The 21250-nt window shown below is 65.9% G+C and carries 17 protein-coding genes; 6 read left to right on the top strand and 11 right to left on the bottom strand.

Annotated features, from left to right (window positions below):
- Nucleotides 1–11: 11 nt before the first annotated feature.
- Nucleotides 12–494 carry a 2-amino-4-hydroxy-6-hydroxymethyldihydropteridine diphosphokinase gene (gene folK, locus G467_RS0103555; RefSeq protein ID WP_022968354.1) on the top strand — a complete coding sequence of 161 codons (483 nt, stop codon included), beginning with the start codon at nt 12–14 and terminating at the stop codon, nt 492–494.
- A 92-nt stretch (nt 495–586) separates the two neighbouring features.
- Nucleotides 587–1420 (top strand): DUF6159 family protein, encoded by an 834-nt coding sequence (locus tag G467_RS0103560; RefSeq protein WP_022968355.1) that lies wholly within the window; start codon nt 587–589, stop codon nt 1418–1420.
- Nucleotides 1421–1501: 81 nt separating this feature from the next.
- On the opposite strand, the gene G467_RS0103565 is transcribed toward G467_RS0103560, so the two are convergent.
- A complete protein-coding gene (locus tag G467_RS0103565; protein WP_022968356.1) occupies nt 1502–2242 on the bottom strand; it encodes a pteridine reductase in 741 nt (246 codons plus the stop codon).
- A 77-nt stretch (nt 2243–2319) separates the two neighbouring features.
- Between G467_RS0103565 and G467_RS0103570 the strand changes: the two genes are divergently transcribed.
- The 3 genes from G467_RS0103570 to G467_RS0103580 all read left to right on the top strand — a co-directional run bounded on the left by G467_RS0103570 (nt 2320) and on the right by G467_RS0103580 (nt 6622).
- Entirely contained in the window at nt 2320–3507 is a 1188-nt protein-coding gene (locus G467_RS0103570; RefSeq protein ID WP_022968357.1) for a class I SAM-dependent methyltransferase, read from the top strand.
- Complete coding sequence (locus tag G467_RS0103575) at nt 3507–3893, top strand: VanZ family protein (protein WP_022968358.1); 387 nt, start codon at nt 3507–3509, stop codon at nt 3891–3893. The genes G467_RS0103570 and G467_RS0103575 overlap by 1 nt, the downstream gene beginning before the upstream one ends.
- A gap of 245 nt (nt 3894–4138) precedes the next feature.
- The gene (locus G467_RS0103580) at nt 4139–6622 is read left to right on the top strand and encodes a TonB-dependent receptor plug domain-containing protein (protein WP_022968359.1); all 2484 of its coding nucleotides are present in this window, start codon (nt 4139–4141) and stop codon (nt 6620–6622) included.
- 68 nt (nt 6623–6690) lie between these two features.
- Here G467_RS0103580 and G467_RS0103585 read toward each other — a convergent pair whose 3' ends face one another.
- Genes G467_RS0103585 through G467_RS0103595 form a run of 3 tightly spaced genes read right to left on the bottom strand, consistent with a single transcriptional unit; the run spans nt 6691 to nt 10825 of the window.
- Nucleotides 6691–7917, bottom strand: coding sequence for a multifunctional CCA addition/repair protein (locus G467_RS0103585; RefSeq protein ID WP_022968360.1), 1227 nt, complete (start codon nt 7915–7917; stop codon nt 6691–6693).
- Between the two features lie 2 nt (nt 7918–7919).
- Nucleotides 7920–8861 carry a complex I NDUFA9 subunit family protein gene (locus tag G467_RS0103590; RefSeq protein WP_022968361.1) on the bottom strand — a complete coding sequence of 314 codons (942 nt, stop codon included), beginning with the start codon at nt 8859–8861 and terminating at the stop codon, nt 7920–7922.
- The gene (locus tag G467_RS0103595; protein ID WP_022968362.1) at nt 8858–10825 is read right to left on the bottom strand and encodes a transglycosylase SLT domain-containing protein; all 1968 of its coding nucleotides are present in this window, start codon (nt 10823–10825) and stop codon (nt 8858–8860) included. The genes G467_RS0103590 and G467_RS0103595 overlap by 4 nt, the downstream gene beginning before the upstream one ends.
- A 74-nt stretch (nt 10826–10899) precedes the next feature.
- Between G467_RS0103595 and G467_RS0103600 the strand changes: the two genes are divergently transcribed.
- Nucleotides 10900–11691, top strand: coding sequence for a sulfite exporter TauE/SafE family protein (locus G467_RS0103600; RefSeq protein ID WP_022968363.1), 792 nt, complete (start codon nt 10900–10902; stop codon nt 11689–11691).
- A 69-nt stretch (nt 11692–11760) separates the two neighbouring features.
- Here G467_RS0103600 and G467_RS0103605 read toward each other — a convergent pair whose 3' ends face one another.
- The 7 genes from G467_RS0103605 to G467_RS0103635 form a co-directional block, all read right to left on the bottom strand.
- Entirely contained in the window at nt 11761–12669 is a 909-nt protein-coding gene (locus G467_RS0103605; protein ID WP_022968364.1) for a DUF4097 family beta strand repeat-containing protein, read from the bottom strand.
- Nucleotides 12670–12691: 22 nt separating this feature from the next.
- Nucleotides 12692–13165 carry a hypothetical protein gene (locus G467_RS17310; RefSeq protein WP_022968365.1) on the bottom strand — a complete coding sequence of 158 codons (474 nt, stop codon included), beginning with the start codon at nt 13163–13165 and terminating at the stop codon, nt 12692–12694.
- Nucleotides 13152–13751, bottom strand: a complete 600-nt coding sequence (locus G467_RS0103615; RefSeq protein WP_022968366.1) for an RNA polymerase sigma factor — start codon at nt 13749–13751, stop codon at nt 13152–13154. The genes G467_RS17310 and G467_RS0103615 overlap by 14 nt, the downstream gene beginning before the upstream one ends.
- Before the next feature lie 57 nt (nt 13752–13808).
- Complete coding sequence (locus tag G467_RS0103620; protein ID WP_022968367.1) at nt 13809–15368, bottom strand: tetratricopeptide repeat-containing sulfotransferase family protein; 1560 nt, start codon at nt 15366–15368, stop codon at nt 13809–13811.
- Nucleotides 15365–16960: a tetratricopeptide repeat-containing sulfotransferase family protein gene (locus tag G467_RS15240; RefSeq protein ID WP_022968368.1), complete on the bottom strand. Its 1596-nt coding sequence runs from the start codon at nt 16958–16960 to the stop codon at nt 15365–15367. Before G467_RS15240 ends, G467_RS0103620 begins: the two co-directional genes overlap by 4 nt.
- A gap of 178 nt (nt 16961–17138) precedes the next feature.
- The gene (locus G467_RS0103630; RefSeq protein WP_022968369.1) at nt 17139–20102 is read right to left on the bottom strand and encodes a TonB-dependent receptor; all 2964 of its coding nucleotides are present in this window, start codon (nt 20100–20102) and stop codon (nt 17139–17141) included.
- Between the two features lie 171 nt (nt 20103–20273).
- Complete coding sequence (locus G467_RS0103635) at nt 20274–21182, bottom strand: histone deacetylase family protein (protein ID WP_022968370.1); 909 nt, start codon at nt 21180–21182, stop codon at nt 20274–20276.
- Nucleotides 21183–21250 lie beyond the last annotated feature (68 nt).

Consider the following 21250-nt stretch of genomic DNA (forward strand, 5'->3'; position numbering starts at 1 on the left):
ACGCCCGCCCGATGCCCCGCGCCTATCTCAGCCTCGGTTCGAACCAGGACGCCGCCCGCCATCTGCGCCGCGCCTTCGCCGAACTGCGCGAGCGCTTCGGCGTCGTACAGACGTCGCCGGTCTACCGGACGGCCGCGGTCGGATTCGACGGCGACGACTTCCTCAACGCCGCCGCGATCATCGAAACCGACCTGGCGCCGGCGACGCTGGACGCCTGGCTGCACGCGCTCGAGGATGCGCACGGACGACGTCGCGACGTGCCGCGTTTTTCCGACCGCCCGCTGGACATCGACATCGTTTTCTACGACGACCTGATCCTGCGCGGTCCCGGGCACCTGGAAATCCCGCGTCCGGAGCTGCAGCACGCATTCGTGCTCAAACCCCTGGCCGACCTCGCCCCGGACTTTCGCGATCCGCGTTCGGGCCGAAGCCTGGCCCAGCTGTGGGCCGAGCATCCGGCGCAGGCGTCGCCGCCGGTTGCCGTACCCGACTGAGCGTCTGCCGGCGCCGAGGTGACTTCCGGCGCTTGCCCCCGGCGGGACGATAGGCGGCATAATCGCGCCGTCATTCACCCGGAGTCGCCACGATGTTCGAGAAGTTCTCCCGCAGCTGGGAGCTGGTCAAGGCCAGCGCCGCCGTCCTGCGCTCCGACAAGGAGCTGATGCTGTTCCCGATCATCTCCAGCATCGCGACCTTGCTGGTGTTGGCGACCTTCGTGATTCCCGCTTTCGCGCTGCGTCTGTTCGACGGCGAAGGCACGCGCGTGTTCGGCATGATCTGGGGCTTCCTGTTCTATTTCTGCCAGTACGCCGTGATCATCTTCTTCAATTGCGCCCTGGTCGGCGCAGCGATGATCCGCCTCGACGGCGGCAACCCGACGCTGGCCGACGGCTTCGGCATCGCCAAATCGCGCATCGGCGCGATCCTCGGCTACGCGGCGATCGCCGCGACGGTCGGCATGCTGCTGCAGGCGATGAAAAACAAGGACAACAACTTCCTGGTCCGCCTGCTCGGCAGCGGTCTGGGTGCGGCCTGGACGCTGGCGACCTTCATGGTCGTGCCGGTGCTGGTCAGCCAGGAGATCGGTCCGATCGATGCGCTCAAGAAGAGCGTCTCCCTGCTCAAGCAGACCTGGGGCGAGAACGCCATCGGCAACATCGGCATCGGCGCCGCGTTCGGCGTGATCATGTTCGTGGTGATCCTGATCGGTGCGGTGCTCTCGGTCGGCGCGTTCTCGGTGTCGCCGACGCTGGGCATCATCGTCGCGGTGCTGGCGATCATCAGCGTGCTGATGCTCGGCGTGTACCAAGCGGCATTGAGCGGCATCTACTCAGCCGCGCTGTACCGTTACGCGACCGACGGCCAGGCTCCGGCCGGCTTCCAGGGCATCGCTCTGCAGAGCGCGTTCCGCGCGAACTGATCGCGTTCGGCAAACCCGGTCGTGGCGGCGGCGAGACGGCCCGCCACGACCCCATGAATCCGGGCACAAGGCGCCCGCGGCTCATATCGCCAGCACGCGCCCGCCGTCGACACGGATGATCTGTCCGGTGGTGTAGCGCGCATCGATCAACAACCAGCGAACCGCTTCGGCCACGTCGTCGGGACTGCCGCTGCGCTGCAAGGCGGTATTGGCGATCAGGGTTTGTTGATCGGCATAGGCCTTGCCTGCTTCAGGCCAGAGCACGGCGCCCGGCGCGACGCCGTTGACGCGCACCTCCGGCCCGAGCTCGCGCGCGAGCGACAAGGTCATCATCGCCAGGGCCGCCTTGGCCATGCAGTAGATCGTGTGTTCCTTCAGCGGACGCTCGGCATAGATATCGACGAGGTTGACGATGGCGCCGCCGGCCGCTTTCAGATGCGGCGCCGCCGCCTGCGAAAGAAAGAATGGCGCGCGGGCATTGGACGCAAACAGCGCATCCCACATCGCCGGCGTCGCCGTGCCCACGGGCGTGGGCGTGAACGCGCTCGCGTTGTTGACCAGGGCATCGAGGCGGCCGAAGCGGCCGATCACCTGCGCGATCATCTCGGGCAGGCGGTCGAAATGCGCCAGTTCCGCCTGCAGCACCAGGGTGCTGCCCGGGCGGGACAATTCCAGGTCGGCCTGCAATGCCGCGGCCTCGACCCCGGATTGGCGGTGATGGATCGCCAGGTCGTAGCCGGCGCCATGCAGGACGCGCGCGATGGTCGCGCCCACGCGCCGCGCAGCGCCGGTGACGAGGACAACGGGACGTGTTTCGGACATGCGGCCTCCCGGGCGGCACCTGCCGTGGACGACGGCAAAGCCGGTATCCTGCGCGTTGTCCGATCAAGATGTCATCCATGTCTGCGCACGTCCTTCCCGAGCCCGGCCCCGACGCCCAAGCCCACAGCGCTGCGCTGGTCAGCCTGATCCGGGCGCATATGCACCAGGCCGGCGGTGCGATTCCGTTCTCGCGTTTCATGGAGCTGGCCCTGTACGCGCCGGGCCTGGGCTACTACAGCGCAGGTTCGCGGAAATTCGGCGCCGAGGGCGATTTCGTCACCTCGCCGGAACTCGGCCCGACCTTCGCCGAATGCATCGCGCACGCGGTCGCGCCGGTCTTCGCGCAACTGGGCGACGATGCGGTGTTTTTCGAACTCGGTGGCGGCAGCGGCGCGTTTGCCGAGGCGGCGCTGCGCCATTTCGCGACCCTGGGCGTGCTGCCCACGCAGTACTGGTTGCTCGAACCCAGCGCCGACTTGCGCGAACGCCAGCAGGCGCGTCTGCGCGCGGCCTTGCCGGCGGCGCTGTTCGACCGCTGCGTGTGGCTCAACGCGCCGCCGGAAACCTCATGGCGCGGCGTGCTGTTCGCCAATGAAGTGCTCGATGCCCTGCCGACGCCGCGTTTCGTCATGCATGAGGGCGAGGTGTACGAGGAATGCGTGGTGCTCGATGCCGACGGCGAATTCCTGCGCGTGGACCAGCCCGCCGACGCCCTGCTGCGCGCCGCCGTGCGGCATATCGAACGCGATCTGGAAGTCCCTTTCCCGGACGGCTATCGCTCGGAAGTGTTGCCGCAACTGCCGTACTGGATCCAGGCGATCGGCGGCCTACTCGGCGAGGGCGCGATGCTGTTCGTCGACTACGGCTATCCGCGTCGCGAGTACTACCTGCCCGAGCGCAATGACGGCACGCTGGTCTGCCACTACCGTCATCACGCGCACGGCGACCCGTTTTTCCTGCCCGGACTGCAGGACCTCACCGCTTTCGTTGATTTCACCGCACTGGCCGAAGCCGGTATCCACGCTGGTTTCGACTTCGCCGGCTACTGCGCGCAAACCAGTTTCCTGATCAACAACGGCCTGACCGGACGACTCGAAGCCATCGAGGAGATCGGCGACGAGGTCGAGCGCTATCGCCGGCATCAGGAAGTGAAAAAGCTCACGCTGCCCGGCGAAATGGGCGAGCGCTTCCAGGTCATGGGCTTTCATCGGGGCGTGGACATCGGCGCGAGTTTCGCGATGGGCGATCTGAGGCGGAGGCTGTGATGCGGGAATTCTCCTGGCCGCGTCTGTGGCTTGGCGTCTGGATCTTCGGCTGGCTGCTGTGCATCACCTTGTCGCTGGTGCATCCGCCGCAAATGGATCTGGACCTGCCCGACAGCGACAAGATTGGCCACTGCCTGGCCTACGGCACGCTCTCGGCCTGGGCCGTGCTGATTTTCCGCACGCATCGCGCGCGCCTTGGCGCCGCGCTGTCTCTGATCGCCTTGGGCATCGCGATGGAATTCGCGCAGGGCCTGCTCACCGACTACCGCATGATGGATGCCCGCGATGCGCTCGCGAACACGCTCGGCGTGCTGCTGGGCCAGGCCCTGGCACTGACCTCGGCGCAGGATTGGCTGCAGCAATGGGACCGCCGCTGGGCGTCTTGAGCCCTCGCGGGTAAAAAGGTTAGCGCGGCTAACGTTTTGGCAACCGCCCGGTTTTTCCCGTGCCCGCCGCTGCATCGCAGCATCGTTGCGGCAATGGCAGAAACCCTGCCCCAGTGATTATCGATGTCATGGCGCGCGGGCATGTTGGCATGCCGCGAAATTCATTGCCGGGGCAAAAAAACTTTGTCATGTTCGGCCTTCGCCGTGGGGAGCGAAAACACCTTCCATCGCTTTGGGGATACCGCATGACCATTCGCAGCAACTCACTAGACGCGGCAAAACCGCGCAATCTTCTCGCCTTCGCCATTCTCGCCGCGCTCGCCGCCACACCGACCTACGCTCAGGACACCGCCGGGAAAGCGGAGACCGAGGTCAAGACGATCGATGCGATCAGTGTCATTGGCAGCCGCGCCAGCAGCCGCAGTGCGACCGAAACCGCGGTGCCGGTCGACATCATCACGCGTGAACAGATCGAAGCAACCGGCGCGACCGAAACCGGCCGCCTGCTGCAGAAGCTCGCGCCATCGTTCAACTTCCCGCAGAGCTTCGTCTCCGACGGTACCGACCTGATCTGGCCGGCCTCGCTGCGCGGCATGGGCCCGGACCAGGTGCTCGTGCTCGTCAACGGCAAGCGTCGTCACCAGCAGGCGCTGGTCAACGTGCAGCAGAGCATCGGCCGCGGTTCGGCCGGCACTGACATCAACTCGATTCCGGTCACTGCGATCGAGCGCATCGAGGTGCTGCGCGATGGCGCCTCGGCGCAATACGGTTCCGATGCGATCGCGGGCGTCATCAACATCATCCTCAAGAATCAGTCCGACGGCGGCTCGGTCAATGCCGAAATCGGCCAGACCTACGAGGGCGACGGCGAAACCTGGCGCGTGGGCGCCAATGCCGGCTTCAAGATCGGCGACGGTTTCCTGAACCTGACCGCCGAATATCTCGACCGCGGCGAAACCAACCGCGCCGGTCCCGACTCACTGCGTGTCTCGCCGCCGGCGGTGACCCAGCGTATCGGCGATGCCGATATGCAGAGCAAGGCGATCTGGTTCAACAGCGCCCTGCCCGTCGGCGCTGGCGAGCTGTACGCGTTCGGCGGCGTGTCGCGTCGCGACGCCAATTCTTCGGGCTTCTTCCGCACGCCCGGCGACGGCCGTACGATTCCGGCGCTGTATCCGCGCGGCTTCCTGCCAACGCTGCTGACCACCGCCGACGACTGGTCGCTGGCCGTCGGTCTGCGCGGCGACTTCAACGACAAGTGGAAATACGACGTCAGCGTCAACCACGGCTCGAGCAAGTTCAACTTCGGCTCGACCAACAGCGCCAACGTCAGCTGGTACTACGAACCGGCGCCGGGCGGCGGCATCTATGGCAGCACGCCGACCTCGGCGAACGACGGCACCCTGCGCTTCACCCAGACCACGTTCAATTTCGACGTGAAGGGCTCGGTGGACTGGGGCATCGGCAAGGAACCGCTGTATCTCGCCGCCGGCGTCGAGTGGCGCAGCGATGGGTTCGAAATCGAAGCCGGTGATCCGTGGTCGTATTCCTATGGCCGCACCAATAACCGCTCGGTCGTGATTCTCGACCAGAACGGCGGCGTCGCGGCGGCCGGCATCCAAGGCTTCCCGGGCTTCACGCCGGAAACCGCGATCGACGAAGACCGTCGCAGCTACGGTGTCTACGTCGACGGCGAGTCCTACCTGACCGACCGCTTCCTGCTCGGCGCCGCCTTGCGCTTCGAGCACTACAGCGATGCGGGCAGCAACACGACCGGCAAGCTCACGGCGCGTTTCAACTTCACCGATGATTTCGCGATTCGCGCTTCGGCCTCGACCGGTTTCCGCGCGCCGGGCATCCAGCAGGAAATGTTCAGCCAGGTGTCGACGACGCTCGGCGGCGCTGGCGTGCTGACCGACGTGGTCACCGCCCGCCAGGGCAGCGCGCTCGCGAATGCGTTCGGCATCCAGCCGCTGCAGGAAGAAACCTCGCGCAACTTCACCTTCGGTTTCGTCTATCACCCCGACAACGGCTTCAGCCTCACCGCCGACTGGTACCGCATCAACATCGAAGACCGCATCGTGTTCTCCAGCGAAATCGGTCCCGATGGCGCGCCCGGCTGCGTCAACCCGGCAGTCTGCCCGATTCGCGTGATCCTCGATTCGCAGAACGTCGGTGCCGCGACCTTCTTCACCAACGCCGCCGATACGCGGACCGAGGGCGTGGATATCGTCATGGGCTACACGACGGATCTGAGCAACGGCGCCGATTTCGGTTTCGATCTGGCCTACGGTTACAACAAGACCGAGGTCGATCGCATCAAGTCGCAGTCTTCGGTGATTCCGACCGACATGCTGTTCAGCGAAACCCAGGTCACCCTGATCGAGGAAGCGCTGCCCAACAGCCGCGTGTCCCTGGGCCTGAATTACAGCCAGAACAACTGGCGCGTCGGCCTGACCAACACCTACTACGGTTCGGTCAGCGGCCAGGGCTTTACCGGCGTCAAGCACAAGTGGCGCGGCAAGTGGCTGACGGACGTGAGCATCGGCTACAAGTTCAACGACAATTTCGATGTCTCGGTCGGCGGCAACAACGTGTTCGACGTGTATCCGGACGAATGGAAGAATGCGTTCCCGTTCCCGGAGCTGGGCTTCACCTACGGCTGGGAAACCCTGCCCTTCGGTTTGAACGGCGGTTACTACTACGCGCGCTTGAACTGGAAGTTCTGATCGGCAGTTCCGCGAAACAAAAAAAACCCCGGGTTTTCCCGGGGTTTTTCTTTGTGTCGATTCCGCTGCTACGACGCCGACAGCGCGTTCCTGATCGCGGCGATGCGTGCCTTGCGCAGCGCTTCGCCGATCTGCGGCCCGGCCAGACCGACGATGTCGATCTGCGCGACGGTCACGCCGAGCGCAACACGATGCAGGGCCACGAGTTTGGCCGCCTGCGGATAGACGCTGTCCTGCAGACCCAGGCGGCCGCGCTTGTCGGCTTCGCAAACCAAGGCAAGCTCGGCAATGACTTCAGGTTTCCGGAACCCATCGCAGCGCGCGATCAGGTCGTGCACCGTCTCGGGCCGCAATTCGTCGAGACGATGGACATTGAGATGTTCGCGGCAGGCCGTGAGCGCGAGGTCGCGGATGTCGTTGGGCAGTTTGTAGCGCGCGCAGACCGCCTGCACCGGCGCGAGGCCATGATGTTCGTGCATCAGGTGCTTGGGCAGCTGGTCGACCGGCGTCAGCGCCTTGCCCAGATCGTGGACCAACGCGGCGAAGCCGACCCGGACATTGCCCGGCGCCAGGCGCGCGGCCATGTCGCAGACCAGTTGCGTGTGGACACCGGTATCGATTTCGGGGTGATATTCGGCCCGTTGCGGAACGCCGAACAAGGCGTCTACTTCCGGCAACAGGCGCGCCAGGGCGCCGCAATCGCGCAACAGGCCGAGGAAGGCCGACGGTGTCGCTTCGGCGAGGGCGAGTTTCATTTCCTGCCACACGCGTTCGGGCACGAGGGCGTCGACTTCGCCGGCGTCGACCATCGCCCGCATCAGTGCCAGGGTTTCCGGCGCAATCGTGAAGCCCCAGGTTGCGAAGCGCGCGAGAAAGCGCGCGCCGCGCAGGATGCGCACCGGATCTTCGGCAAAGGCCGGAGACACGTGACGCAGGACGCGCCGTTCGATGTCGCCGGCGCCGTCGAACGGATCGATCAGGCGGCCGTCGTCGGCCTGCGCGATCGCGTTGATGGTGAAATCCCGGCGCGCCAGATCGTCTTCCAGCGTCACCGACGCATCGGCATGGAAAACGAAGCCGTGGTAACCCGGCGCGGTCTTGCGCTCGGTGCGCGCGAGCGCGTATTCCTCGCCGGTGGCTGGATGCAGGAACACCGGAAAATCCTTGCCGACCGGTTTGTAGCCGGCGGCCAGCATCGCCTCGGGTGTGGCGCCGACGACGACGAAATCGCGATCGCCGCCGCTGCGGCCGAGCAGCCGGTCTCGTACCGCGCCGCCGACCAGGTAGACCTGCATGCTCAGCGCATCGCCCGATAGCGATCCAGGCGCGCCTGGCGGTCTTCGCCATGGCCCAGGATGTCGGGCAGCACTTCCGACACGCGCGTGGGCTCGATGCCCAGGCGATGCAGGCCATCGATGCCGCCGACCGAATCGAGCAGCAGGGAACGATAGTTGTCGGAGGAGAACGGTTTGCCCGGTACGAAATCGCAGACCAGACCCTGCACGCGGCCGATCACGTCCGGCAAGGGCAGCACGAACCGGGTCAGGCCCATCTGCTTCGCGCTCAGGCGCACGATCTGCGCGAGCGAATACACCTCCGGCCCGTACAACTCATAGACCTCGCCGATCGTGCGCTTGTCGTCCAGGCTGCGTACGAAGGCTTCGACCACATCGCCGATATAGACGGGCGCGAACTTGCAGCGCGCACGCGCCAGAGGCACCACCGGCAGACGCTTGAGCAGCTGTCCGAAGCGCGTGAACAGGCCGTCGCCAACACCGAAGATCACCGACGGCTCGAAGATCGTCCATTGCAGGCCCGAGGCTTTCACCGCGGCCTCGGCGTCGCCGCGCGATTTCAGATAATGGCTGCTGCCGCGACCGGCATTGAGCGAACTCATCTGCAGCAGGCGCTTCACGCCAGTAGCCTGGCAGGCGGCGATCACGCGCTTGCTCAGGTCGACGTGCGCGCGCTGGAAACCGCGGCCGCTGTCGCCGGCTTCGTTGAGAATGCCGACCAGATTGATGACGGCATCGTTGCCTACGAAGGCGCTCTGCAGTTTGCCCTCGTCGTAGACATCGAGTTCGCGCAGACGCACGTTCGGCGGCACGAGGCGGTCGTAATGCGGACCGAGGTTGCGGCTGAGCAGGGTGATCTGATGACCGGCCTCGGCCAGACGTTTGACCAGGGCGCGACCGACGAAGCCGGTGCCGCCCAATACGGTGATGCGCAATTCGGTCATGGTCCGTTCGTCGTGATGGCGGTGGGGATGGGGCAGGCGAACGGACGCCGCTGGCGCGGGTCTTCGGCAAGGCGGCCGACGAGGCGGTCGCTGAGCGAAGCGGCGGTGCCGTTCAGGCGCCAATCGTAGACGACGCTGAAGGCGAGCACGCGCGCGACGTATTCGCGGGTTTCCTTGTACGGAATACTCTCCACGAAGAAATCCGGCTCCAGCTGCGGGCGCGCCTGCATCCAGCGCTGCACTGGCAGCGGTCCGGCGTTGTAGGCCGCGATCGCCAGGTACGGGAAACCGCTGAAGCGGTCGAGCATCTGGCGCATGTACGCCGTGCCCAGGGTGATGTTGGTGGTCGGCTCGTACAGGCTGTCGCCGCCCGCCCACGGCTGTCCGATGCGCTGCGCGGTCAACGCGCCGGTGCCGGGCAGCAACTGCATCAGCCCGCGGGCATCGGCGGAGGACCGCGCGCGCGGCATGAACGCGCTCTCGGCGCGCGTCTGGCCCGCGACCCAGGCCGGGTCGAGACCGTTGACGCGCGACTGCGCGCGGATGTCGGCTTCGTGGTGCAACGGGAATCGCAACGTGTAGTAACGCAGGTCTTCCGGCGTGCTGTTCATCGCGAACACTGCCCGGTCGTACCAGCCCTCGTCGATCGCGCGGCGCACGGCGAGACGGCGTTCGTCGTCGCTCATGGACTTGAGCGCGCTGCCCCATTCGCGCGCCGCGAGCGCCGGGCGTTCGATCGCGAACAGTTCCAGCGCGCGCTGGATGCCCGGATCGCCAGCCACGCGCTTGCGCAAGGCGACATCGGTCGGCGGTTCCAACGAGCACAGCGCATACGCTTGCTTGAGCCGGTCGGCCGCGAGCCATCCGTGGAAGCTCGCGCTCGCCGCGGCTTTTTGATACAGCGCACGCGCCGCGTCCGTCTGGCCCAGGCGTTCGCGCAGGCGCGCTTCGAAATATTGCCAGCGCGAATCGTTGCGCTGGGCATCGCCCATCTTCTCGATGCCGGCCAGCGCGGCCGCGTCGTCGCCGCGGCTGATCGCCTCGCGCACGCGCCACTCGTGCAGCTTTTCGTCGTAGGCCGCGGCCGGCACGGCATTGAGCCGCTCGGCCGAGGCCGGCAGATACGAGGCGACCGTCCACAACGCCGCTTCATACAAGACCTTGCCGCGCTGCGCCTCGTCCAGGCCGAGCGTCGGTGCCTGCTTGGCGACCAGGGCAGTCGCGCGATCGGGATCGCGTTTGGCCAGGCGCGCGAGCGCGGTGGCGACGACATTGCGGCTGCGCGCTGTCGTCGGCCAGCCCGCGGGCACTGTGTCGGTCGGCGCGTCGATGAAATTGGCGTAGGCCATCGCCAAGGCAGCTTCGCTAGCCGGCAGCGATTTGGCGACGGCGCGCATCACGCTGGTCTGCCCGGCAGCAGCGGCCAGGTCGATGCGCTGCCAGCGCAGGCCGTCGTCGAGTTTGCCCAGGGCCGACAAGCGTGAGAACGGCGCGTTGCAGGTATCGGGCAGCGAGGTCGCAGTCAGCCACAGCGATTGCGCATCGCCGACCCAGCGCGCATCGGTGCTGCTGGTGGCCAGACGGGCGGCGAGATCGGCGCAGCGCAGGCTCTTGTCGTCGCTGCCGCGATACGCGGCGCGAAAGCTGCTCCAGTCCTGGCGCTTGGCGAGCAGACCGAGCCAGGCTTCGCGCAGCCAGCGCGCGGCCGGCTGGTCGCCGTCGCGATCGAGCACGTCCTGCACCTGTGCGGGCGTGAGCACGTCGAGCTTCTTGCGGAGCACCGTAGCCCGCAGCCAGGGATACAAGGGATGATCGGCATAACGCGCCGCCTGCGCGGCATCGAGCTGACCGCGCTCGGCGGCATCGAACGCGGCCTGGATGCCGGCGCGCTGGTCGCGGATATCGGCCAACGCCGGACGGGTCGCCAGCAGGAGGGCGAGGAAGAGGATGTTCTTGATAGGCATGACGGGAGTTTATCCGATGGCAGGTAAAGCCAATGTGCTGCACGGGCCGACAGCGGTCCTCCAGGGGATAGCGCATGCCGATTGAATGGCTTCTGTACCCGCTGCTGGGCATCGTGGCGGGCGTTCTCGCCGGCCTGCTGGGCGTGGGCGGCGGACTGGTGCTGGTCGCCGCGCTCGCGTGGCTGCTGCCCTTGCAGGGCGTGCCCGAGGCGGCGGCCGTCCATGCGGCACTGGCGACGTCGCTGGCCAGCATCGTCCTGACGGCGGCCGCTTCGGCGCGGGCGCACCATGCCCGCGGCAGCGTGCTGTGGCCGACTGTCGCCTGGCTGCTGCCGGGTCTGTTGCTGGGCGGCTGGCTGGGCAGTGGCATCGCGACCACGATGAGCGGCGGCTTCCTGCGCTGGTTCGTGGTCGTGTACTGCCTGCTGGCGGCGATCCAGCTGACGATGGAATGGCCGCGGCCAGGGCCCGGAAAACCCGACAGCCCGCGCGGCCCCGGCCTCAGCGCCGCCGGCGTCGTGATCGGCGCGGTGTCGGCCCTGGTCGGCATTGGCGGCGGCTCGATGACGGTGCCGGTGCTGATCTGGCGGGGCGTGGTACCGGTGCGCGCCGTGGGAACCTCGAGTGCCTGCGGCATCGGCATCGGCTTGGCCAGCGCGAGCGGCTATGCCCTGCATGGCCCTGTCGCAGGCATGCCGGCAGGCAGCTGGGGCTATGTGTTCTTGCCGGCGGCGATCGGCATCGCCCTGGCTTCGGTGCTCGCAGCGCCCTACGGCACCCGGCTGGCGCATCGCATCAGTGGCCGCCGGCTCAAGCAGGTGTTCGCGAGCTTCCTGCTGCTCGTCGCGATCGCCATGGCTGTATAGAACATCGCCCCGAAAACGGGGCGATGGAAAAACCGAATCATTCGCACCGCAGGCGCGGTGCGCCAGACCTTATTTGACCTGCAACGTCACGTCGCCCGAGAACGACTCCAGCGAAATCCGACCCTGACCGCCGCCGAGGCGTGCGTTCAAGGATTTGCCCGGACCGAATTCCTCGGTCTGCACCGTGCCGACCGGACTGGTGATGTCGCCGCTGAAGGTTTCCACGTGCAGGTTGGCGGACGTTGCGGCCGGCAGCGTAAAGCCAAGATTGCCGCTGACGCTTTCGGCCTTGATCACGCCGGCATTCGCCAGCGCCAGCTGCAAGGTCGCGTCGCCGGACACCGTGCTGACGTCCAGGCGATTGAGGGCATTGGCGACCAGGCGCAGATTGCCCGACACCGATTCCATCGACACGTCGCCGCTCAGGCCGCCCTGCAGCGAGATGTCACCGCTGACGCTGTCCACACTCACCTTGTTGGTGGTGATGCGCAAGGTCGTGTCGCCGCTGACGTTTTCGAACGAGGCCTCGCCCGGCGAGGATGCCGTCACCACGACATTGCCGCTGACGCTGTCGACTGACAGCTTGCGACCGGCCATCTGCTGCACGTCGACATCAGCGCTGACCGAATCGATCTCCAGCGAGGCCCGCTGCGGCACCGTGACTTCGAGAATCGTCGGTTCGCTTTCGTCGCCGCGACCGCCCCAGCCGCCCCAGCCGTTCTTCTGTTCGGGATAGCGCACTTCGATGTGCAGCGACTGGCCGCTGCCTTCGACGACGAGCTTTTCAGCGCCCTTGCCGAGGGTGCCGGTGACGCGCACCTGCGGCTGCGCCCAGGTCCGCACGACGATGCGGCCCTTGATGTTTTCCACCGTCACCTGGCCGTCGGCGGACAGGGGACGGACTTCGTTGATCGGCGTGCCGGCGAAGGCCGGACCGGCGGCCATCAGGCCGAGGATGAGCAGAGTGCGGACAGACATGAGAGGTCTCCTTGAGTCGGGTTCAGCCGATCGCAGCGCGCTGGGTCAGCGCAAGGCGACGGGAATAGGTTTTGCGCAACTGCTGCAGCAGGTACACGGCATCGGGATCGCTGGCGATGGCATGGCGGATCTGCGCGGCACTGTGGTCGAGGGTGTGCAGATCGGCGCTGAGCGCCTCGGGCAGTGGCGCGCCATCGAACTGGCGCAGGGCCGATTCGTATTCGATCGTCATCGCCTGCGCTTCGCGCTTGACCAGGCTGGCGCGGAAATCCGGCGTCGGCGTCGCCGTCGTGCCGGGGGTCGGCGCGACGCGCCAGGCCAATCCGACCGCCAGCGCGAGCGATGCGGCGATCGCCAATCCGCTCAGCCAGCGCGGCGGCGTGGCGCGGCGGCGCGGCGCGGCGATGCGCTCGGCGATGCCGGGCCACAGGTCGTGGCTGGGTTCGATGTCGCGCGGCAATTGCCGCAGCTGCCAGCGCAGGTCAGTCTCGGTCATGATCTTCTCCCAATCTTGCGCGCAGCAACTTGCGCGCACGGTGCAACTGAGCTTTCGAACTTCCCACCGCCATGCCCAGCTCGGCGGAAATTTCTTCGTGTTTCCAACCTTCGATGTCGTGCAGCACGAGCACGGCGCGGGCGCGTTCGGGCAAGGTTGCCACGGCGCGTTCCAGATCGAGCTGTTCGCGCGTGCGCTGACCGGCGGTGTCGCGCGTCGGCACGAAATCGAGTGCCGCATCGTCGGTTTCCAGTTCTTCGGCACCGCTGCGGCTGCGGATCTCCATCAGCGCCGTATTCACCGCCAGGCGATGCAACCAGGTCGTGAAGGCGCTTTCGAAACGAAAATTGGGCAGGGCCTGCCAGGCGCGGACGAAGGCTTCCTGGACCAGATCCTCGGCGCGGGCCACTTGCCCGCCGCTCAAGCGCCAGACGACGCCGAAGACGCGTCGCGAATGCTTGCGGTACAGCGCCTCGAACGCCTTGGCATCGCCCAGACCCGCAGCGCGCACCAGCGCGTGATCACCGTCCGTCTCGAAGACAGGGTCGGCGGCGGCGGATTCGAGGGTCATGGCATGGCTGAGCATAGCGGCTCAGATGCCGGATCGGGGCCGCGGGGTTTAAAGCCGGACCAGGTTATCGGGTCAAATCAAGCCGTTTTCGGCCAACCGGGCCTGCAACCGCGTCAAATGCGGGGCGTAGCGACGCCAGGCCTCGACATTACGACGGTGGATCGGCTCGCGCACCTGCGCGCTGCTCGCCGTGTTGACCGCGCGCGTATTGCTGCCGACGTCGATGCAACCGGGCTGCCAGTCCAGTCCACAGAACGCCAGGATGCGCCGCGCCTGCCCTTCCGGATCGGCCGTGAGCTCTTCATAGGAGACATCGAGCACGTAGCCCGGCAGAGCCTGCTGCCAATGCGCGGTCAGCCGTCGGTACAACGAGAAATAATCGGCGAGCTCATCCTGGTCGTAGCTGTAGGCGCAGGCGTTCGAGAACAGTTCCTTGAGATTGGAGAAGCAGGTATCCATCGCATTGCGACGCATGTGCAGAATCTTTGCCTGCGGCAGCGCACGCTGCAGGTAGCCGGCGTTGATGAAATTCGAGGGCAGCTTGTCGACGAGGAAGGGCTTGCCGTTCGCGCGCCAGCGTACCTGGTCGAGATAGCGCTGACCGAGCGCGGGAAAATCGATGCTGTCGTACGCCTCGACGACCGCGATGTCGGACGGCCCGTTGAAATGCCGGCCGATCGCCCAGCGCAATTGCGCGGGGAAATCGTAGAGTTCGCCCGCCTCGGTCACTTCGCTGTGGTTGCCGAGGATGCGCTCGAGCAGGGTCGTGCCGGAACGGTGCATGCCGACGACGAAAATCGGTGTCGGGCCAGTCGTCGTCGGCAAAGCGAGCGCGAGGTCGGCACCGACGGGAAAGCGCGCGATCAATGCCTCGAACAAGACCCGCGAGTTGCCGGTGTCGTAGCTCAGGCTGCGGCGCTTGACCTCGCAGGCACGCGCCAAAGCGGTCCAGGCCTCGTCGACGCGATCGCGGCGGTCGAGATGATTGAACAAGGCGTACTGCAGGAAGGCTTCGTCGGGACTGTCGCGCAGCGGACCTTTCGCGAGCGCCTGGATCGCGGCGATATCCGCATCGGAGATGCTCGCTTTCGGCAATTTGCTCAGCGCCCAATGCGATTTCGCCACGCCCGGTTCCAGCTTCAGCGCCTGGCGCAGGTCGGCTTCGGCTTCGGCCATCTGTCCGCGATACAGACGCATCTGACTGCGGTTGTAGAGAACAGCACCATTGATGCCGGCCACGCGCGCGGCGCGATCGAGCAAAGCGCTGGCGATGGTCTGCTCGCCGACCATACTCACCAGGGCGGCGAGATCGGCTTCGGCGCCGACATGCCAGACCGGGCCCGCAAGCAGGCGTTTGGCCACGTCGACCAGAGCGCCGCTGAGATTGAAATACAGCAGTCGCTTGGCCAGTTCGATCAGTTCGCCCGGTTGCGCGGGCGGCCGTTTCGCCGCGTGCGCCGCTGTGCGTGCGGCATCCCGATAGCGGTCGAGCTTGAGGTACGCGGCGATCAGCAGCAGGTGTACCGCGAGCGGTGCCGGCCCGTTGCGCACGGCTTTTTCCGCGACGCGCGCGGCCTCGGCGACGTCGCCGCTGGCAAAGAGGGTCTGGACGCGACGCCATTCGTTGTTCATAGCCAGCCGCCGGCGCGCAGACGCGCCTCCAGCGGCGCCAAAGGCTGCGCGTAGTTGCGCCATTGCGAGACGGCACGCTGATGCACCGGTTCGCGCACCTGCACGCTGCTCGCCGTAGTGACCACACCGGTGCTGCCTTCGGTGCCGGCGCAGGCGGACTCCCAGGGCAAATCGCAGAATGCCAGCACCGAGCGCATCACGGCTTCGGGCTCGGCCACCAGCTGCTCGTAATGCACGTCCAGGATGCGTCCGGGCATCGCGCGCTGCCAATGCGCCATGAGCAGGCGGTAGTGCTCGTAGTAATCGGCGATGTCATCGAGCCGGTAGCTGTACGGATACATGCGCGTGAACAGCTCCTTGAGATTGGAGAAGCACGCGTCCATCGGCTCGCGCACCATGTGCACGATGCGCGCCTGCGGCAAGGCACGGTGGATGAACCCGATGTTGACGAAGTTCAGCGGCATCTTGTCGGTGAACCAGCGCCGGCCGCCGGCGCGCCAACGCGCGTGTTGCAGGTAGCGGTCGCCGAGTTCGGCGAAGTCCACGTTTTCCATCGCCGCGATCAGCGCCGGGTCCAGATAGCTGCGGGCGGGACGATTGGCGCACCAGCGCATCTGTGTGGCGAAATCGACCAGCTCTCCCGCTGCCGCCACGCCGGAATGACCGGCAAGCAGGCGTTCGAGCAAGGTCGTACCGGTGCGCGGCAAGCCGACGATGAAGATCGGCTGCGGACCCATGTCAGCGGACGCGGGCGGCGGCCTCGCATCCGATGAGAAGAAACCGGCGTCGGCAAGCTTGTGCAGGCGTGCGAACGCGGCGGCATCGTCCTGCGCGCGGTGCTCGAGCGTGGCGCGCTTGAGTTCGGCGCCGCGTTCGAGCGCACGCCAGGCGCGGCCGTGATCACCCAGGTCGTCGAGCTCCTTGAACAGAGCGAATTCCAGGTGGATGCGCTCCTCGTCCTGCGTAGCCTGAGTCAGTGCCGTCTGCAGGCGCTGGACGTGATCGTGCCCAGGGCGTTGCTGCCGCAGGCGCGACAGGGACCAATGTGCCTGCGCGAATTTTGGCGCGGTTGCCAGGCAACGCTCGTAGGCCAGCGTGGCTTCGTCGATGTCGCCACGAAAGGCGTGCACGGTGCCGCGCTGGTAGTAGGCCGTCGCCGTAACAGGCGCCAGGCGCGCCGCGCGGTCAAGGAAACGGAGGGCGAGATCCATGTCTTCGAGCAGGATCGCCAGCCCGGCCATTTCCTCCAGTCCCTGGATTTCCGGAAACGCATCGAACTCGGGGCGCGCGAGACAGCGCAGGGCCGCCTGGCTCTCGCCCTGGCGATGCAACAGGGACACCAGCAGGGCCAGCAGATACGGATCGGCCGGCGGCGTCTGCGCCAGGCTCAGGGCATGCATCGTCGCTTCGCGATAGCGGCCCTGGCTGCCGGCGATCGACGCCAGGCGCAGCCGCGCCAGCGGGTGCCGGGGTGCATCGGCCAGGATCGATTCGTAGGCGATGCGCGCGGCATCGGGATTGCGCTGCGCGAGATAGGCCTCCGCGCGGTTGAGGCGGCGCGCAAGGTGTTGGTCGCGCAAAGGGTCGGTCATTCGTCCAGCCTGTCGGGGAAGCATTGCGGCGTGCCGCAAGGGGGAGGCGCAGTTAAGCATCCGTCCTTCCCGCCCGCAATGCGTCCGCGCGCCGGACAAAAAAAACCGCCGGCACGAGGCCGGCGGTTCAAGCTTGCAAAGATCGGGCCGGAGGCCGGCCCGATCAGTCTGGAGCGACTTACTTGAAGTCGTATTCCAGGGTCAGACGGAACGAACGCGGCTGCTGAATCGACAGCGGCTGCTCGTAGTTCGGGCTGACGGTACCGGCAGCGCTTTCGCCACGCTCGTTGATCGAGGTGACCGTGCGCTCGTTGAACACGTTGAACACGTCCGCAGAGATACGCAGGCCTTCGGCCCAGGTCGGCTCATACGTGACCTGGAAGCTCAGCTCGCGGCTCCAATCCAGCGTGCCACGATCGCCACGCGAACCCAGAACGCGGTTGCAGTAGAACGAGCTCGCGCCGTAGCCGATGGCTTCCGGGTTGAACGTGCCGGAGTAGAAGCCCAGGCAGTTCTTCGGACGACCGGACTGCATGATGAAGTTACCACCAACGCGCCACTGGTCATTGATCTGGTACGCGCCGAAGACCTTCAGGCTGTGACGACGGTCGTTCGGCAGGTAGCCGTACGTGCCTTCGGTCAGACCCGGGTAGTCGAAGTCCTGCGTGATACCAGCGTCATCCTGGCCGATGTCCGACTTCACGTAACCTTCCGTGTTGCCGATGCTCTTGGCGAAGGTGTACGAACCCTGCATGTACCACTTGCCGTCCCACGCGCGCTCGAAGAAGAACTCGAGAGCCTTGTAGGTGCGCTTCGGATCCGGCAGGCCGAGGGCGGCCTTCGGGATCGTCACCGGGGTCAGCGTGCCCGAACCGAAGTCGACGTTGGCCGTCAGATCGGTACCCGGGTTCATCAGGAAGCAGTGATTGACCGTGCTCGCGATGGTGTCGGCATCAGCCGTGCTGTAACCCGCGCCGACCGCCCAGTTGTACGGGAAGTCGTAGGAGCAGTAGTCGTCCATGTTCGACTTGAGCGAACGGTAGATGGCGCGAACGCCAACCGCCCAGTCAGACGAAACCTGCTGCTGGAAGCCCAAGATGTATTCGTCCTGGAACAGCGGCTTCAGGTTCGGGTCGACGACGGTCAGCGGGTTCGGGGTCGAACCGTCGCTGGTCACGCGGACCGGACCCAGCTGCGCGCCGAGACCCGGACGCTGAGCGGCGTCACCAGCAAACGTACCGGTCCACTGGTAGTAGGTGGTGATGTCGGTCTCGGAGCCGGACAGACGGACGTTGGTGTTGGAGTACACCGGGATGTAGTAACGGCCAGCGGTACCGAAGATCTTGGTGCTGGAGTCACCGTGGACGTCCCACGAGAAGCCGAGGCGCGGAGCCCAGGTGTTCTTGATCTCGATGAACGGCAGACCGGCCGCATTGAGGTTGGTGAACGACTCGTTGCGGATACCCAGGTTGGCGATGAAGTTATCGGTCACCTGCCAGTTGTCTTCGATGTACCACGCCTTGTTCTCGGTGGAGAACGTGCCGCCGTTGTGGAACTCGCGAGCGTTCACGACAGCGATCGTCGAACCGCTGACGTTGGTGTAGCCGTTGGCCAGCGTGCCGCCGTTGGCGAGGTTGGTGATGATGTAACCGGTCTTCTCGGGACCCGAACGCTCCGTACCGTCGACCGAGTCGAAGGTTTCGTTGTCGAGACCGAAGCGGACGGTGTGGTCGCCAAGCGCCCACTCGCCATCGATTCGCCAGGCGGTACGCTTGTCGCCGGTGCCCTTCGGCACCCAGTTCGCGGCAACCCAGCAGCCGTAGCTCACGGCAACCGGAGCGCGCTGATCCTGCACAACCGGGCAGTCGTCACGGGCGCTGGTCGGATCCGGGGAGTCCTGACGGCTGTACTTGCCGACGCCGTAGAGGGCCGACAGGGTGAAGTTGTCGGTCAGGTAACCGGTCCACTTGCCGATGTAGTTCTCACCACCGCGGGTGTTGATGATGCCACCGACGCGGGTCGTGCGCGGGGTCTTGAAGGACTGCGGCGAACGATAGGTGGTGGTGACGGTTTCCGCTTCGTCGCTGAAGTAGGTCAGTTCGAAGTGGTGGCTGTCGGTGATGTTCCAGTCGATCTTGGCCAGGTACTGCGGCTGATCTTCGACGGCTTCGGTCTGCGTGGTGTTGCCGTAGGCCTTGGTCGTTGCATCCAGACCCTGGACGAGGGCGTAGAAGAACAGACGATCCTTCAGGATCGGACCGCTGGCGTAGATGTTGCCGATCGTGCGGTTCGCGTAGCCCGGGACCGGAACCAGGTTCCAGGTAGCGGTGCCGGCGTCGCGCAGCGAGCGCAGGGTCGGGGCGCGACCTTCATCCGGGGACCAGATGATGTTGCCGCCGAACTTCCAGTCGTTCGAGCCCTTCTTCGTGATGACGTTAGCAACGCCACCGAGCGAACGGCCGAACTCGGCGCCGTAGCCGCCGGTCTTGATCTGGATTTCCGAAACGGCTTCGAACGGCACTTCGTTGAAGGCCGTGCCGCTGAGGATGTTGGTGACGTTGAAGCCGTTGATGTAGTAGACGTTCTCGGCAACCGAGGCGCCACCGAACGAGGCCAGGGACTTCTCACCCATGCGGGCGTCGCCGCGGGTGGTACCCGGCGCCAGCAGCGCGAGGCTGGTGACGTTACGGCCGACCGGGATGCGGTCGATCTGGGCTTCGGTCAGGATCGTGTTCGACTCGACCGAGGACACGTCGATCGGGTTGACCGCGCCCGCACCGGACACTTCAACGGCGCCGATTTCGGTAGCGCTGTTGGCAGCGAAGTTCACCGGGGTGCCGGTGCCGACGTTGACAGCAACGTTGTCACGGGTGGAGGTCGTGCCGTCGGCGTGCTTGACGGTGACCTTGTAGGTACCGGTCGGCAGCGACGAAGCGCGGTAGCTGCCGTCGGAGCTGACGGAGATTTCGCGCTTGAAACCGGTCGAAGCGTTTTCGACGATGATGGTGTCGCCCGAAGTCGCCTGACCGAACACCGAACCATTGGTGTTGGACTGCGCCTGGACAGCACCCGCGAAGCACATACCGAGCGCGAGGCTCAGTGCGGTCCGCTTCAGACCCTTGTTAATGATCTTGGAAGCCATTTGTTAACCCTCGTTAGGGACAGTGGAACGGAAAAGAGACGTCAACGCACAGGGCATGACGGGCCGAATATAGCATGGAACGAATCTTTAACAATATAGAGTACGGTCACTAATTCCCTGTGTTTCCGGCTCTGCAGACGAGTTCACGTTTTCCTCGAAAAACCATATAAATCAGGTGGCTGCAAACGCCCCGGCAGCCAGTCTCACCGTGTTTGCGTGGATATCGACGATATCGGACACCTGGGCGGCATAGCCGCCGGCCATGCAGACGGCCACGGCGATGCCCTGTCGGCGGCAGGCCGCGAAAACCTGACGGTCGCGCTCGGCCAACCCGGCTTTTGTTAAGCGCAAGTGCCCCAGCCGGTCGCCCTCGAACGGGTCGGCGCCGGCCAGATAGATCACCGCGTCGGGCCGCGAGCGCGCGATGGCCTGCGGCAGGACGGCCGCGAGTGCGTCGAGGTACTCGGCATCGCCGGTCCCGTCGGCGAGCGCCACGTCGATATCCGACGCCGGCTTTACCGCCGGGTAATTGCGCGCCGCATGCAAGGACAGGGTGAAAACCGAATCGTCCCCGGCACAGAGCTCGGCAGTGCCATTGCCCTGATGCACGTCGAGATCGACCACGAGCAGCCGCTTTGCCAGGCCCCGATGCTGGACATGCCGAGCCGCAACCACCGCATCGTTGAACACGCAATAGCCGCCACCGCGATCGTAGCTGGCGTGATGCGTGCCGCCGGCGAGATTCACCGCCACGCCATCGCCGCTCAGCGCCGCGCTCAAGGCCGCCATCGTGGCACCCGAAGATCGCCGGGACCGTTCGACCATCTGCGCCGACCAGGGAAATCCGATGCGCCGCATTTCCGAGGCATCGGCCCGGCCCTCGCTCATGCGCTGCACATAGTCGGGGCAATGCGCCCGGCACAGATCCACGTCGCTGGCCGCCTCGGGCTCGATCAGCTCGATGCCCCAGGCGGCCGCGTTCTCGACGACCCGCTCGTGCAACAGCCGATATTTCGCCATCGGGAAGGAATGGCCTTCGGGCAAGGGCAGGACGAAGTGGTGGCAGCTGTAGGCCTTCATGCCGCCGTGCCCGCCGGCGCAAACGCAACGGGCCGGCAAAGGCCGGCCCGCGCACTGCTTATATATAG

This window comes from Arenimonas oryziterrae DSM 21050 = YC6267 (assembly GCF_000420545.1).
GTDB lineage: Bacteria > Pseudomonadota > Gammaproteobacteria > Xanthomonadales > Xanthomonadaceae > Arenimonas > Arenimonas oryziterrae.